13 protein-coding genes are annotated in these 15,646 nt (G+C 70.6%); 11 read left to right on the top strand and 2 right to left on the bottom strand.

Annotated features, from left to right (window positions below):
- Position 1: 1 nt before the first annotated feature.
- The 5 genes from ACTWQR_RS04720 to ACTWQR_RS04700 all read left to right on the top strand — a co-directional run bounded on the left by ACTWQR_RS04720 (position 2) and on the right by ACTWQR_RS04700 (position 6,255).
- On the top strand, positions 2-1,954 hold the full coding sequence (locus ACTWQR_RS04720; protein ID WP_443225598.1) for a fumarate reductase/succinate dehydrogenase flavoprotein subunit: 1,953 nt from the start codon (positions 2-4) through the stop codon (positions 1,952-1,954).
- Complete coding sequence (locus tag ACTWQR_RS04715; protein ID WP_443225597.1) at positions 1,951-2,700, top strand: succinate dehydrogenase/fumarate reductase iron-sulfur subunit; 750 nt, start codon at positions 1,951-1,953, stop codon at positions 2,698-2,700. The genes ACTWQR_RS04720 and ACTWQR_RS04715 overlap by 4 nt, the downstream gene beginning before the upstream one ends.
- Before the next feature lie 225 nt (positions 2,701-2,925).
- Positions 2,926-3,696 carry a GNAT family N-acetyltransferase gene (locus ACTWQR_RS04710; RefSeq protein ID WP_443225596.1) on the top strand — a complete coding sequence of 257 codons (771 nt, stop codon included), beginning with the start codon at positions 2,926-2,928 and terminating at the stop codon, positions 3,694-3,696.
- Between the two features lie 236 nt (positions 3,697-3,932).
- Entirely contained in the window at positions 3,933-4,700 is a 768-nt protein-coding gene (locus ACTWQR_RS04705) for a lysophospholipid acyltransferase family protein (protein ID WP_443225595.1), read from the top strand.
- A 43-nt stretch (positions 4,701-4,743) separates the two neighbouring features.
- Positions 4,744-6,255 carry an acyl-CoA synthetase gene (locus tag ACTWQR_RS04700; protein ID WP_443225594.1) on the top strand — a complete coding sequence of 504 codons (1,512 nt, stop codon included), beginning with the start codon at positions 4,744-4,746 and terminating at the stop codon, positions 6,253-6,255.
- On the opposite strand, the gene ACTWQR_RS04695 is transcribed toward ACTWQR_RS04700, so the two are convergent.
- Complete coding sequence (locus ACTWQR_RS04695; protein ID WP_443225593.1) at positions 6,243-7,298, bottom strand: LLM class flavin-dependent oxidoreductase; 1,056 nt, start codon at positions 7,296-7,298, stop codon at positions 6,243-6,245. The two genes, ACTWQR_RS04700 and ACTWQR_RS04695, sit on opposite strands and share 13 nt — an antisense overlap.
- Before the next feature lie 155 nt (positions 7,299-7,453).
- Positions 7,454-7,978 carry a flavin reductase family protein gene (locus ACTWQR_RS04690; protein ID WP_443225592.1) on the bottom strand — a complete coding sequence of 175 codons (525 nt, stop codon included), beginning with the start codon at positions 7,976-7,978 and terminating at the stop codon, positions 7,454-7,456.
- Between the two features lie 109 nt (positions 7,979-8,087).
- Between ACTWQR_RS04690 and ACTWQR_RS04685 the strand changes: the two genes are divergently transcribed.
- The 6 genes from ACTWQR_RS04685 to ACTWQR_RS04660 all read left to right on the top strand — a co-directional run.
- Positions 8,088-9,128 carry a 3-oxoacyl-ACP synthase III family protein gene (locus ACTWQR_RS04685; protein ID WP_443225591.1) on the top strand — a complete coding sequence of 347 codons (1,041 nt, stop codon included), beginning with the start codon at positions 8,088-8,090 and terminating at the stop codon, positions 9,126-9,128.
- A gap of 1 nt (position 9,129) precedes the next feature.
- On the top strand, positions 9,130-9,363 hold the full coding sequence (locus tag ACTWQR_RS04680; protein WP_443225590.1) for a phosphopantetheine-binding protein: 234 nt from the start codon (positions 9,130-9,132) through the stop codon (positions 9,361-9,363).
- Positions 9,360-10,115, top strand: coding sequence for a 2-oxo acid dehydrogenase subunit E2 (locus ACTWQR_RS04675; protein ID WP_443225589.1), 756 nt, complete (start codon positions 9,360-9,362; stop codon positions 10,113-10,115). Before ACTWQR_RS04680 ends, ACTWQR_RS04675 begins: the two co-directional genes overlap by 4 nt.
- A complete protein-coding gene (locus ACTWQR_RS04670) occupies positions 10,112-11,236 on the top strand; it encodes an alpha/beta hydrolase (RefSeq protein WP_443225588.1) in 1,125 nt (374 codons plus the stop codon). Before ACTWQR_RS04675 ends, ACTWQR_RS04670 begins: the two co-directional genes overlap by 4 nt.
- Positions 11,233-12,063: a thioesterase II family protein gene (locus ACTWQR_RS04665; protein ID WP_443225587.1), complete on the top strand. Its 831-nt coding sequence runs from the start codon at positions 11,233-11,235 to the stop codon at positions 12,061-12,063. The genes ACTWQR_RS04670 and ACTWQR_RS04665 overlap by 4 nt, the downstream gene beginning before the upstream one ends.
- 72 nt (positions 12,064-12,135) lie before the next feature.
- A partial coding sequence (locus ACTWQR_RS04660; RefSeq protein WP_443225853.1) for a type I polyketide synthase occupies positions 12,136-15,646 on the top strand: 3,511 nt, incomplete at its 3' end.

Here is a 15,646-nt window from a genome sequence, read left to right as displayed (position 1 = left end):
CATGACCGCTGAGTACGCCGAGTACACGACCGGGGAGCCGGTCGTCGATGCCAAAGCCCCCAACGGCCCGGTCACGGAGCGCTGGGACACCCGCCGTTTCGAGGCCAAGCTGGTCAACCCCGCGAACCGCCGCAAACACACGGTGATCGTCGTCGGCACGGGCCTCGCGGGCGGCTCCGCCGGTGCCACGCTCGCCGAACAGGGCTACCACGTCGTGCAGTTCTGCTACCAGGACTCGCCGCGCCGCGCCCACTCGATCGCCGCGCAGGGCGGCATCAACGCCGCCAAGAACTACCGCAATGACGGCGACTCGATCCACCGGCTGTTCTACGACACCGTCAAGGGCGGTGACTTCAGGGCCCGCGAGTCCAACGTCCACCGCCTGGCGCAGATCTCGGTGGAGATCATCGACCAGTGTGTCGCGCAGGGCGTGCCCTTCGCGCGCGAGTACGGCGGCCTCCTCGACACCCGCTCCTTCGGCGGAGTCCAGGTGTCCCGGACCTTCTACGCCCGCGGTCAAACGGGCCAGCAACTCCTGCTGGGCGCGTACCAGGCGCTGTCCCGGCAGATCGCCGCGGGCAACATCGAGATGCATCCGCGGACCGAGATGCTCGACGTGATCGTGGTCGAGGGGCGGGCGCGCGGCATCGTGGCCCGCGATCTGATCACGGGGAAGATCGACACGTACTTCGCGGACGCCGTCGTCCTGGCCTCCGGCGGCTACGGCAACGTCTTCTATCTCTCGACGAACGCCATGAACTCCAACGCCACCGCGATCTGGCGGGCGCACCGGCGCGGCGCGTACTTCGCCAACCCCTGCTTCACCCAGATCCACCCCACCTGCATTCCGCGCACCGGCGAGCACCAGTCGAAGCTCACGCTGATGAGCGAGTCGCTGCGCAACGACGGCCGGATCTGGGTCCCGAAGGCGAAGGGCGACGACCGTCCGGCGAACGAGATCCCCGAGGGCGAGCGCGACTACTACCTGGAGCGCATCTACCCGTCGTTCGGCAACCTCGTCCCCCGCGACATCGCCTCCCGCGCCGCCAAGAACGTCTGCGACGAGGGCAGGGGAGTGGGCCCCGGCGGTCAGGGGGTCTACCTCGACTTCGCCGACGCCATCAAGCGCATGGGCCGCAAGAAGGTCGAGGAGAAGTACGGCAACCTCTTCGACATGTACGAGCGGATCACCGCGGAGAACCCGTACGAGGTGCCCATGCGGATCTATCCCGCCGTGCACTACACGATGGGCGGCCTCTGGGTCGACTACGACCTCCAGACGACGATCCCCGGCCTCTTCGCGATCGGCGAGGCCAACTTCTCGGACCACGGGGCGAACCGGCTCGGCGCGTCCGCGCTGATGCAGGGCCTCGCCGACGGCTACTTCGTCCTGCCGTCGACGATCAACGACTACCTGGCCCGCAATCCGCACCATGACAAGGTCACCGCCGAACACCCACTTGTGCAGGAGGTGTTGGCCGAGACCGAGGACCGGCTGAACCTGCTGCTGTCCGTCGACGGTGACCGCACGCCCGACTCCTTCCACCGTGAACTCGGCGAACTGATGTGGGAGTTCTGCGGAATGGCGCGTACGGAATCGGGGCTGCGCAAGGCCCTGGAGCGCATCCCGCAGATCCGCGAGGAGTTCTGGCGGCGGATCAAGGTCCCGGGCACGGGCGAGGAATTCAACCAGTCGCTGGAGAAGGCCAACCGGATCGTCGACTACCTGGAGCTCGCCGAGCTGATGTGCCTCGACGCGCTGCACCGAGAAGAGTCCTGCGGCGGCCACTTCCGCGAAGAGTCCCAGACCCCGGACGGCGAGGCGGCCCGCAGGGACGAGGAGTTCTCGTACGCGGCCGCCTGGGAGTTCACCGCCACCGGCGGTGCGCCCGTCCTGCACAAGGAAGACCTGGTCTTCGAGTACGTCCACCCCACTCAGCGGAGCTACGCATGAAGCTCACCCTGCGCGTCTGGCGGCAGCGGAACGCCGACGCCGACGGAGCGATGTCCACGTACGAAGTGGACGACATCTCGGCCGACATGTCCTTCCTGGAGATGCTCGACACCCTCAACGAGGAACTCACCCTCAAGGGCGAGGACCCGGTCGCCTTCGACCACGACTGCCGTGAGGGCATCTGCGGCGCCTGCTCGCTCGTCATCAACGGCGACGCGCACGGACCGGAACGTACGACCTCCTGCCAGCTGCACATGCGGTCCTTCAAGGACGGCGACACGATCGACATCGAGCCGTGGCGTGCCTCGGCCTTCCCGGTCGTGAAGGACCTGGTGGTCGACCGGTCGGCCTTCGACCGGATCATCCAGGCCGGCGGCTACATCACCGCCCCGACCGGCGCCGCACCCGAGGCCCACGCGACGCCGGTGCCGAAGCCGGACGCGGACTTCGCCTTCGAGAACGCCGAGTGCATCGGCTGCGGCGCGTGCGTGGCGGCCTGCCCCAACGGTGCGGCCATGCTGTTCACCTCGGCGAAGATCAACCACCTCAACGTGCTGCCGCAGGGCGCCCCCGAGCGGGAGACGCGGGTGCTGGACATGGTGGCGCAGATGGACGAGGAGGGCTTCGGCGGCTGCACGCTCACCGGAGAGTGCGCGACGGCCTGCCCGAAGGGCATTCCGCTGGTCTCCATCACCGGGATGAACAAGGAGTGGCTGCGCGCGACCCGCAAGTCGGGCAGGCGTTAGCCGTACGTCGTTCGCCGTCAAGGTGCGAACGGGCGGGACCGGGGGTGGTGCTCAGCCCCGGTCCCGTCTCGCTCTTCGAGCGCCCCCTGGCATTCAGCAACCCCACATCCCGCCTCTCGGCACAGGTCACGCGTACGCCAATCGGCATCGGAAGAACAGGAGCGCACAGACCGCACCCCGGTCTGTTGCCGCTCCGCCGAACCGGCCCGCGACCAGGAGAGTGCCATGACCGGCGTTTCCACCCTCGACAGCCCCCCGCTGTCGACCGCACCCACCCGCTACACCGTCACCCTCGCCCGTGACGAAGCCGACGTCCGGGCCGCCCAGCGGCTGCGCCACGACGTGTTCGCCGGCGAGATGGGCGCCCTGCTGTCCTCCCCGCAGCCGGGCCTCGACGTCGACGCCTTCGACGCGTACTGCGACCACCTGCTCGTCCGCGACACCACGACGGGGCAGGTCGTCGGCACCTACCGCCTGCTGCCGCCGGACCGGGCCGCGATCGCCGGACGGCTCTACTCGGAGAGCGAGTTCGATCTCGGACCGCTCGCCGGGATCCGCTCCGGGCTCGTCGAGGTCGGCCGCTCCTGCGTCCACCCCGACCACCGGGACGGCGCGGTCATCGGCCTGATCTGGGCCGGGATCGCGCGCTACATGGTCGAGGGCGGCCACGAGTGGCTGGCGGGCTGCTGCTCCATCCCGCTGGCCGACGGCGGCGCGCTCGCCGCGGGCACCTGGGACCGGGTGCGGGACAAGTACCTCGCGCCCGACGAGTACCGCGTCCGGCCCCTCCTGCCCTGGAACCCCGCGGGCATCGTGCGCCCCGCACGCACCGAACTCCCGCCGCTCCTGCGCGGTTACCTCCGCCTCGGCGCCTGGGTCTGCGCCGAGCCGGCCCACGACCCCGACTTCGGTGTCGCCGACCTTTATGTCCTGTTGTCGATGCGCCGGGTCAACCCGCGCTATCTGCGGCACTTCCTGTCGCTCGTGCCGGCGTGATGAGGCTCCCGTCGGCCGGCGCGGTGCGGATACCGCGCACGAACGTGGTACGCGTGCCCGTCGGGCGTGTACTGACGGCGCCCGGTGTGGGCATGCCGGCGCCGCACATCGACGTGCCGGCCGCCCCGGCGGCTCCGGTCCACCCCGCCCAGACGCCGTCACTCGCCACCAATCCCTGGCTCCCCACTGCCCCTTGCTCCCCGCGGGCCTGCGTGCGATCCCGGGGATCACGCGCGATGTGGCCCCTCGCGGTGCTGCGCGTCGTGACGGTCACGGTCCTGGTCGCCATCGGGGTAGCCCTCACCTCGCTGGTAGGGCGCGCTCCCGCGGCGCGGCGCGACCGGCTCGTCCGGGGCTGGTGCCTGGCGATCGTCCGGTCCGCCGGTGTGCGTGTACGGATCACGGGCGCCGCGCCGCCGAGCGGCGGGCTGCTCCTCGTGGCCAACCACATCTCGTGGCTGGACATCCCCCTGCTCGCGGCCGTCCGCCCGGCGCGGATGCTCGCCAAGACCGAGGTCCGCACATGGCCCTTGGCGGGTTCGGCGGCCGCACGCGGCGGCACTCTCTTCATCGAACGCGACCGGCTGCGCGCGCTCCCGCACACGGTCGCAACGATCGCGGACGCCCTACGCGCCGGCGCGGCCGTGGCGGCCTTCCCGGAGGGCAGCACCTGGTGCGGCCGGACCCAGGGGCACTTCCGGCGGGCGGTCTTCCAGGCCGCGATCGACGCCGGAGCGACCGTCCAGCCCGTCCGCATCCACTACCGGTTCGCCGACGGAGCGGGCAGCACCGCGCCTGCGTTCGTCGGCGACGACTCGCTGCTCGCGTCGCTGTGGAGGGTGGCGTCGGCGCGGGGGCTCGTCGCGGAGGTCGAGGTGCGGTCGACGCTCGGGGCGGGGTGCCACGAGGACCGGCGGGCCCTCGCCCAAGCCGCCCAGAAGGAGGCGAGCGACACCGGAACCGACCACCGCCGGCTCTGGCCGGAAGCGCTCACACACCCGTGACAGACCCCTGACACCCCGTCACCGGCACGGGTACCGTCCCCGCATGTATCCCGGAGCGTACGACCCCGCCAGGCCGGCCGTCGTCACCGCGGACGGCGGCCGGACTCTCACCTACGGCCAGCTGGAAGAGCGCTCACTGCGGCTCGCGGACCATCTACGGGCCGCCGGACTGCGCAGAGGCGACCATGTCGCGCTCCTCTCCGACAACGATCCGCGCGTCCTGGAGGTCTTCTGGGCCGCCCTCCGCTCAGGCCTCTACCTCACCGCGGTCAACCACCACCTGACCGCCGAAGAAGCCGCCTACATCGTCCGCGACTGCGGCGCACGAGCCCTCATCGTCTCCGGGCCGCTCACCGAATTCGGGCGGGAAACAAGGGAGTTGGCGTCCGGCCCGGAGCTCTGTCTGGGCTTCGACGACGGTTCCTACGAGCGGGCCCTCGCCGACGCCTCACCCGAACCGCCCGCACTCCAGCCGCGAGGCACGGACATGCTCTACTCCTCGGGCACCACCGGCCGCCCCAAGGGCATCAAACGGACGCTTCCCGAAGGCGACGTCCGTGAAGTGCCGAGCATGTTCCAGCTCCTCTTCCAACCCATGTACGGATTCGGCGAGGACACCGTCTACCTGTGCCCGGCCCCGCTGTACCATGCCGCACCCCTCGTCTTCTGTTCCGTCGTCACCGCGACCGGCGGCACGGTCGTGCTCATGAACTCCTTTGACGCACAAGAGGCGTTGGCGGCGATCGAACACCACCGGGTCACCCACAGCCAGTGGGTGCCCACCATGTTCGTACGCATGCTGAAGCTGCCGCGCGAGGTACGGGAGGCGTACGACGTGTCGTCGCTGAAGGTCGCCGTCCACGCCGCCGCGCCCTGCCCCGTCGAGGTCAAGCGGCGGATGATGGAGTGGTGGGGGCCCGTTCTGTACGAGTACTACTCGGCGACGGAGGCCAACGGGATCACCTTCATCGGCCCCGACGAGTGGCTGCGCAAGCCGGGTTCCGTAGGCCGTGACGGAATCCTCGGCGAGCTGCGGATCTGCGGCGAGGACGGCAAGGTGCTGCCCGTCGGCGAGACGGGGACGGTGTACTTCGAGCGCGACGAACTCCCCTTCCGGTACCACAACGACGACGCCCGCACCCGCGAGGCACAGCACCCCGAACACCCCACCTGGACGACCACGGGCGACATCGGGCACGTCGACGAGGACGGCTATCTCTTCCTCACCGACCGCAGGGCGTTCACGATCATCTCCGGGGGCGTGAACATCTACCCCCAGGAGATCGAGGATTGCCTGACCCTGCATCCCAAGGTCACCGACGTCGCGGTCGTCGGAGTACCGGACGCTGAGATGGGAGAGGCGGTCAAGGCCGTCGTCCAGCCCGCCTCCGACGCGGATCCCGGCCCCGAGCTCGAGCGTGAACTCCTCGACTTCGTACGCGAACGCATCGCCCACTACAAGGCGCCCCGCAGCGTGGACTTCACGGACGCACTGCCGCGTACACCCACGGGGAAACTGGCCAAGTCCAGGCTCAGGAAGGCCTATTGGCCCTGAGGGGCCGCCGCCAGTCCCGCGACCCGGGCCAGCCTCCGGTACGAGTCCAGGAGTGCGTCCCGGTCGTACGTACTGGTCGTCACGAGAACCTCGTCCGCGCCCGTCTCCTTGATCACCGTCTCCAGCTCGTGGGCGACCTGATCCTCGGTGCCGACGATGTGTCCGGCGAGCCCGGACTCGTAGAAGCCGCGCTCCTTGTCCGTCATCCTCAGCGTCTCGACGCGCTCGGCGGGCGGCAGGGGCGGGAACGTGCCGTGCGTGCGCGAGTACGCCATCGACCAGGCCTCGGGGAGCAGCAGACGGCGGGCCTCCTCGGGCGTTTGGGCGACCGCGACCGTGCCGGAGATGACGACGTACGGCTCCCGCGCCCAGGGGGAGGGCCGGAAGGTCTCGCGGTAGTGGTCTATGCCGCGCCGCATCTTCTCGCGGCTCCTGAGGTCGCCGATCACCATGGGGAGGCCGGCCCGGGCGGCGATCGTGGCGCCCTCACCCATGGCCAGCACGAACGGCGGCACGGCCAGGCCCTCCACCGGGCGCGCGTGGACGCCGGTCGGCGACGTGCCCCGGAACCAGCCCAGCAGTTCGTCGAGCTGCGCCGCGAAATCGTCGGCGACGTCCTTGTCCCGGCCCAGCGCCTTCCGTACGCCGTCGGTGAACCCCACGGAACGGCCGAGGCCCATGTCGATGCGCCCGGGGAAGAGGGACTCCAGGACGCCGAACTGCTCGGCCACCACCAGCGGTTGGTGGTTGGGCAGCATCACCCCGCCCGTGCCGACCCGGATCGTGTGCGTCGCCGCGGCCACCGCGGCCGCCAGTACCGTCGGCGCGGAACCGGCGACGCCGGGCACGCCGTGGTGTTCCGAGACCCAGACCCGGTGGTAGCCGAGCCGTTCGAGGTCACGTGCCAGCCGCACAGTGTCGCGCAGCGCCTCGGGGGCCTCGTGCCCCTCCCGGGTGCGCGAGCGGTCGAGGACGGAGAAGCGGGTCACCTCTGCACGAGAGCCCTGGTCCTTTCGGGCTTCGTGATCTTGCTGGTTCTGCATGGCTTCTCCGCTGGAAGAACTGGACTTTGTTGTTTCAACCGTGACGCCGCTGATTTCTTCCGCGGTGCCCAGTTCTCTGTCCAGCCTGACGGAGCGGTTCTCGAACATGCGTCGCGCTGTGCGCGAGGTGCTGACAGGGAGCAGGCCGAATTCGGTCACACGCCCGTGCCAGGAGTGAATCGGCCGTACTCGCCCCGGTAGAAGAGCAGTGGACTGTCCTCGTCGACCGTGGCGAGCACGTGGGCCCGAGCCACCACGATGTGGTGGTCGCCGGCCGGATGCTCCGCCTCGACCGAGCATTCCAGCCAGGCGATTGTCCCGTCCAGGACTGGCTGCCCCGACGGCGATGGAGACCAGGGCACCGCGCTGAACTTGTCGGCGCCGCTCCTGGCGAGCCTGCGGGAGATCTCCTCCTGACCCGCGCCGAGGATGTTGACGCAGATCCGCTCGGAGTTCCGCAGCACCGGCCAGGTGCGGCTGGTGCGGCCGGCGCAGAACGAGACCAGCGGCGGGTCGAGCGACACGGACGTGAAGGAGTTGACGGTGAGGCCGACCGGCCGGAATCCGACACCGGCCCGTCCTGTCACCGCGACCACACCGGTGGCGAAACGGCTCAGAACATTGCGGAACGCGTCCGCGTCGGGCCGCCCGGTCGCGGCCGTGGATCCGGTGAATGTCACCCGCACAGGGTCGGCGGTCCGTCTAAAGCCCCTTTAAAGCCCCACTGAATTAGGGCTGCTTTAGAACACGGCCCTAGCGTCCCGGACGGAAAGAGAAAGGAGGACGTCCGTGGTGGACCGTACGGTGCGCATCCTGGCCGCAGGGACGGCCCTGCCCGGGGCTCCCATCGATACCGAGACGTTGGCAGCACGCTTCGGAATGGACCGGCTCTGGCAGCAATGGGTAGACACATTCATAGGCACCAGGACCCGGCATCTCGCGCTCGATCTGGAAACCGGAGAGCCGCGCGAATCCCTCGCCGACCTCGCCACGAGCGCGGCTGCCGCAGCGCTCGCCGACGCCCGGGTGTCCGCTGAGGAGATCGACCTCGTCGTGCTCGGCACCGCGACTCCCGACACCCTGATGCCGGCCACCGTCAACGTCGTCGCCGACCGGCTGCGCATCGACGGTATTCCGACGTTCCAGCTCCAGTCCGGCTGCTCGGGGGCCGTACAGACCTTCGACGTGGCGACGTCGATGCTGGCCACCGGCCGGTACCGCACCGCCCTCGTCATCGGCGGTGACGTGATCGCCAAGCACTACGACGTGACCACGGACCTGGCCGCCCTGCCGCCGGAGGAACTCGTCAACTACGTCCTGTTCGGCGACGGCGCCGGAGCGGCCGTCCTCACCGCCGAGGGTCACGACGGCAGCCCGGAGATCCGCACTGTCCTCACCCGGGTCGCCGGACTCGACCGGCGACCCGGCCAGGTCCTCCGGTGGTACGGACTCGCCGACCGCGACAGCGCCCGTGCCCCCGCCGACGAGGACTACAAGGCCATCGAGGAACTCGTGCCCCAGCTCGCCGACGAGGTGGCACAGGAGCTCCTCGACGACCTCGGCTGGGAGCGCGAGGGGGTCGGCTACCTGTTGCCTCCGCAGCTGTCGGTCACCATGACCGACAAGATCACCAAGCGGCTCGATTTCCCTCTCGCCGAGGAGATCACCTGCGTCGGCGAGACCGGCAACAACGGAAACGCCCTGCTCTTCTTCCAGTTGGAGCGGCTGCTCGCCCGCATGACCGCCCCGTCCCGGGCGATCGCCGTCGCCATCGAGTCCAGCAAATGGATCAAAGCGGGGCTCGCGCTCGAACAACACGGGAGTGTCTGAGATGACGGCTGCCCTCACCAAAGGGGATTTCGCGGATCTGGTGCGCGACGAGGTCGGAATCGATGTCGCGGAAGGCGACCTTGGCCGTGGTTTCGATGAATTGCCGGGCTGGGACTCCGTTCACCTCCTTTCTCTTCTCGTTCTTCTGGAGAAGGAACTGGGAAACCAGCTCTCGCTGCCGGATTTCCTGGAAGCCGGGAGTCTTGATTCGATCTACGAAATGGTGACCCGTTGACCGAGCGTCCCTTTCCCACCCACCGCAGGCACACGCTCTTCTTCCTCGACCAGATACGGGACTTCTCTCCGGTCCATCTCGACACGGAGGTCGACGCCACCGGGATCGTTGCCGACCGGCGACGCGCCCGCGAGGCCGGCGAGCGCCGCTCCGTCGTCTCCTACGTCGTGCACGCGGCCGCCGGGGTCCTGCGCAAGCACCCGGAGGCGAACGCCGCCATCCAAGGACGGCTCGACCCCACCGTCGCCACCTACGAGACCGTCAGCGCCAAGGTCACGCTCGATCGGGTTCTCGACGGCCGCCGTGTGGTCCTCGCCACTGTGGTCCCCGCTCTGGAGGACGAAACCCTCGACGGGATTCAGGCCCACCTGGACCGTGCCGCCGCCGAGGACCCCGACACCGCCGACCGGTTCGCCGGCATCCGCGCCCTGCGGACCCTGCCGTGGCAGGAGGCCCTCGACCGGTTCCGGACGCTGGCCGGACTGCTCGACCGGCGTCCGGAGATCACCGGAACCTTCAGCGTCACCTCACTCGGCCACCGGGCCGTCGACGGATTCCACTCCGTCGGCGGGACGACCGTCACGCTCGGCGTCGGCCGGATCGCCGACCGACCGGTGGCCCGCGACGGAGAGGTCGCCGTCGCACCGGTCATGCGGGTCTCCCTCACCTTCGACCACCGGGTCATCGACGGCGCGGAGGCCGCCGACGTCCTCACGGAGATCAAGGACGCTCTGGAGGCGTATCCCGCATGACCGACATCACCCCTCATGAGGGGGACGACGCAGGCAACGACCTGGACGAACTCAAGCGCTTCGTCGTGGCGCACGCCGTTTCGCAGAATCTCCCCGCCGACCACTACGCCCCTCTCCTGGACCGGATCACCAAGGACGCCGGCGACGGCCCGGGCTCCTGGGCGTACGAATGGATCCGGGCCGGAGTCGAACTGGACACCGCGGGTCAGACCCTGACCGCCGGCCAGTACTTCGTCATGGGGCGCTTCCCCTACGTGGATGGCCCCGGCCGAGCCCGCGCCCTGGCCCTGGCCGTCGATGCCTTCGACCGCTGGCGGAAAGGTGAACAGACCGGCATCGAACCGGTGATGGTCGATGTCGACGGAGTCCCCGTCCGGATCTGGACGGCCGGCCTCTCGGCCGAGCGCCCGCGGCCGCTTCTGGTCATCACCGGCGGAATCGTCAGTCCCAAGGAACAGTGGGGCGCCCTCCTGCCCCAGATCACCTCCTTCGGGCTGGCCGGCGCCGTCGCCGAACTGCCCGGCGTCGGTGAGAACGGCCTGCCCTACGAGCGAGGCAGTGAACGCCTCCTCACCGCGATCCTCGACACTCTCGCCGGGCAGGCGGACGTCACACGCACCTACCTGCTCGCGCTCAGCTTCAGCGGACACCTGGCGATCCGGGCCGCCCTGGCCGACCCGCGCATCCGTGGCATCGTCGGCAACGGCGCCCCGATCCACGACTTCTTCACCGACGCCGAATGGCAACGCAACGTACCGCGGGTCACCCGGGACACGCTCGCGCATCTCGTGGGCGTCCCCGCGGACACCGTGTACGCGCACATCAGGGACTGGGCACTCGGCGAGAGCCGACTACGAGCCCTCGACGTACCGTTCGCCGCGGTGACCGCGCGCCGGGACGAGATCATCCCGCCGAGCGACGCCGAGTACCTCAAGCGGTACGTGGCCGATCTACGGCTCTTGGAGCACGACGACGTGCACGGTGCCCCGGCGCACCTCGCCGAAACCAAAGCGTGGAGCCTCCTGGCCGTCCAACTCATGCGTCCGGACGCTGATCCGGCCGTCACGGAGCGGCTCGCCTCCGCCGTCGAGGCGATACGACGGGCGGGCAGCGCCCGATGAGCCCGGCCGGTGTCACCGGGCCGGCCGGGCCGACGGCGCGGTCCGGGAGTGCGACCGCCGCTCGCCCCCAGAGCGCGGCCGACTGGCTGCGTCAGTACGCTCCGGCCGAAGAAGGCGCTCCTCTTCTGGTGACCTTCCCGCACGCCGGCGGGTCGGCGAGCTTCTTCGCTCCGCTCGCCAGGGCTCTCGCCCCCGCCGTGCGGGTGCTCGCGGTGCAGTATCCGGGTCGCCTCGAACGCCGCGGCGATCCGCCCGTCGAGGACATCAGGAAACTCGCCCGCCACGCGGTGGAGGCGATCTCCGAGGCCTCCTCCGGCCATGACGGGGCGCCTCTTCTGTACTTCGGGCACAGCATGGGCTCCCTGGTGGCCTTCGAGGCCGCCCTGCTCGGGGAAGGAGGAGAGAGCCCGGTGGCCCCCGCCGCGCTCCTCGCCTCGGGCGGCCGCGCCCCGGCGCTCACCCGGGTCGATCCCAGGATCCTGCGCAGTGACGCCTCCCTCATCGAGGAGGTCCTCCGGCTCGGCGGGACCGAGCGGGACGTCCTCGACGACGCGGATCTGCGCGGCATGATCCTCCCCGCGCTGCGCGCCGACTACCGGGCGCTCCAGGCGTACGTGCCCACGCAAGCCGCCCGTGTGCGCTGTCCGGTCACCGCGCTGATCGGGGACAGCGACCCTCTGGTGCCCGTCGCCGACGCCCGGCGCTGGCAGGACCACGCCACGGGCCGCTTCCGGCTCCGGGTGCTCCCGGGCGACCACTTCTACCTGAATCCGCGGCTGCCGGACGTGGTGGACACCGTACGAGCGGTGCTCACCGAACTGTCCTGACCGAGAGTGAGGCTGTAGTTGAGCGGCAAGGACGCACAGGAGACCCCGCCGACCGCGATCGCCGTGATCGGAATGGCCTGCCGGCTGCCCGGGGCACCGACCCCCGAGGCCTTCTGGCAGCTGCTGCGCGAGGAACGCAGTGCTGTCCGGGAAGTCCCCGAGGACAGGGCCGGATCGGACACCTTCGCACAACTCGCCGCCGCTCACCCCGGCATCCGGTACGGCGCCTACCTGGACGCCATTGACACCTTCGACCCCGAGTTCTTCGGGATCTCGCCGCGCGAGGCAGTCGCCATGGACCCCCAGCAGCGGCTCGTACTGGAACTGTCCTGGGAGGCGCTGGAGCACGCCGGTGTGCTGCCCGGCTCACTGCGCTCGACGGCGACCGGGGTCTTCGTCGGGTCCCTGGCCGACGAGTACGCTGCCCTGTCGCGCCGGACGAAGCCCGGGCGCCACACCCTCACCGGCACCACCCGGGGCATACTCGCCAACCGGGTGTCGTACGTTCTCGGGCTGCGTGGCCCGAGCATCGCCGTCGACACGGCCCAGTCGTCCTCACTCGTCGCCGTCCACCTGGCCTGCGAGAGCCTGCGGCGCGGTGAGTCGCGGCTCGCCCTGGCCGGCGGGGTGAACCTGATCGTGGGCCCGGAGTCCACCACCGCCGTGGCCCGGTTCGGCGGTCTGTCGCCGGACGGTCACTGCTACACCTTCGACCGCCGCGCCAACGGGTACGTACGGGGAGAGGGCGCCGGGCTCGTCCTCCTCAAGCCGCTCGACGCGGCCATCGAGGACGGCGACCGTGTGCACGCCCTCCTGCTCGGCAGTGCCGTCAACAACGACGGAACGACCGACGGCCTTACCGTTCCCAGCCCACACGCCCAGGCCGAGGTTGTCCAAAGGGCCTGCGCCGCCGCCGGGGTGTCGCCCGCGGAATTGCAGTACGTCGAACTGCACGGCACGGGAACGCCGGTGGGCGACCCGCTGGAGGCGCACGGCCTCGGTCTCGCGCGGACCGCAGCCGACCGGCCCGTCCTGCAGGTCGGCTCGGTCAAGACCAACATCGGTCACCTGGAGGGCGCGGCGGGTATCGCCGGACTGCTGAAGACCGTCCTGGGCGTCGCGCGACGGGAGTTGCCCGCCACGCTCAACCACACCGAGCCGCACCCGAGCATCGACATGCGGGAACTGCGTCTCAGGGTTCGGACGGAGGGCGGGGCCTGGCCCCGCACGGGCGAGCGGCTCCTCGCCGGTGTCAGCTCGTTCGGGATGGGCGGCACCAACTGCCATGTGGTGGTGGCCGAAGCACCCCCGCTCCCGGACCCCGGAACGGCGGACGAACACCCGAGCGCTCCGCTGGTCCTGAGCGCGCGGACAGCCGCCGCGCTGCGCGAACAGGCCTCGCGGCTCGGTGACACGATCGAGCGGAACGCCGCCGTGCCGACCGGCCTGGCGCGCTCCCTCGCCACCACCCGCACCGCGTTCGGGCACCGCGCCGCCGTCACCGGCGACCCGCGGGCGGGGCTCGCGGCACTCGCCCGAGGCCGTTCGGCGGCCGGAGTCGTCACGGGGCGCGCCGGCCAGGGAGCCAGGGCCGTGCTCTTCCCGGGGCAGGGCAGCCAGCGGCTCGGCATGGGGCGCCGCGCCCACGAGGAGTCGCCTGTGTGGCGGGCGGCGTTCGACGAGGCGGCCGGGGCTCTCGCCCCGTACCTCTCCCGTCGTGTCGAGGACATCCTCTGGGCGGAACCCGGCAGCCCTGAGGCTGTATTGCTCAGCCGCACGGCGTACACGCAGCCCGCGCTGTTCGCCGTCGAGGTGGCGACTTACCGGTGGCTCTCCTCACTCGGCGTCGAACCCGACTTCGTGGCCGGGCACTCCATCGGCGAGGTGGCGGCCGCGCATGTCGCGGGCGTCCTGGACCTCGCATCGGCCGCCGAACTCATCGCGGCCCGGGGAAGGTTGATGGACGCCCTCCCCGAGGGCGGTGGCATGCTCGCGGTGGGCGCTTCGGAGGACGAGGCCGCCGAACTGTCGGCGGCGGCCGGGGGCACGATCGGCGTGGCGGCGGTGAACGGCCCGGCGTCCGTTGTCATCTCGGGGGAGTTGGCCGCTCTCGACGAGATCGCCGTCCGGGCGGCCGAGCGCGGACACCGGACGCGTCGGCTCGACGTGAGCCATGCGTTCCACTCGCCCCTGATGGAACCGATGTTGGAGGAATTCCGCCAGGTTCTGTCCGGGATCACGTTCGGTCCGGCCCGGATCCCGTTCGTCTCCACGGTGACCGGCGGGATCGTCGAGACACCCGACGCGGAGTACTGGGCGGAGCACGCCTGCCGGCCGGTGCGATTCGACGCTGCGGTGCGGCGGCTGCGGGAACTCGGCGCGGGAATCTTCCTGGAAGCCGGACCGGGCACGACGCTGAGCGCGCTCGGGCGCGACATCACGGACCGCACCGCGACGTACGTTCCGGTCCTCGGCAAGGACGGCGACCCGGACCAGGCGGTCGGACGGCTCTTCACCCGCGGTGTCGAGCCGGACTGGGACGCCGTCTTTCCACCAGGCGGACGGCGTGTCGACCTGCCCACGTACGCGTTCCAACGCGAGCGGTACTGGCTGGAGGCGGAGCATGAGGAAGGGGCGCCGACCGAGCCTCCGGCAACCGTGCACCCGTCTCCGGCGGCCGGGTCTTCGTCTCCGGCAGGCGAGTCCTCGGCAGCGGTGCCCTTGTCCCCGTCCCCCGACCTCGAGCACGACGTCCTCGACGAGGTCGCCGCTGTCCTCGGCTTCGCCGACCCGGCGCGCGTCGACCGCGCCGCCACCTTCAAGGACCTCGGGCTCGACTCGCTAGGCCTGGTGGAGCTGCGCGACCGGCTCAGTACCGCCCTCGGCCGAGGCCTGCCGACGGCCACGCTCTTCGCCCACCCCACGGTCGACGACCTCCTCACGCATCTGCGGAGCGCGACGGACGAGCCGTCCGCTCCGGTCACGCGGCAGCGGGCGGTGGACGACGACCCCGTGGTGATCGTGGGCATGGGGTGCCGTTTCCCCGGTGGTGTGACCTCGCCCGAGGATCTGTGGCGGTTGGTGGCCGATGGCACGGACGCCATCGGCGACTTTCCCGCCGACCGGGGCTGGAACCTCGATACCCTCTTCGCCGCCCCCGAACGGCCCGGCACCTCTGCCACCCGCCAGGGCGGATTCCTCGACGACGTGGCCGAGTTCGACGCCGAGTTCTTCGGCATCAGCCCACGCGAGGCCCTCGCTCTCGATCCGCAGCAGCGGCTGCTCCTCCAGACCTCGTGGGAGGCACTGGAGCATGCCGGTATCGACCCGCACACGCTGAAGGACTCCGACACCGGAGTGTTCATCGGCGCGACCGCGTCCGACTACACACCCCGCCTGCACGAGGGCGGCGGCGCGGGCTCGGACGGCTACCTCCTGACCGGTTCCACCATCAGTGTGGCGTCGGGGCGGATCGCGTACGTGCTGGGGTTGCGGGGGCCGGCGCTGACGGTGGACACGGCGTGTTCGTCGTCGTTGGTGGCGTTGGATCTCGCGGTGCGTGCGGTGCGGTCGGGGGAGTGCT

Origin of the sequence: Streptomyces sp. 2A115, assembly GCF_052245575.1 — a bacterium.
Lineage (GTDB): Bacteria > Actinomycetota > Actinomycetes > Streptomycetales > Streptomycetaceae > Streptomyces.
The sequence above is the reverse complement of the archived record's forward strand: the minus strand, read 5'-3'. Positions and strand labels throughout refer to the sequence as shown.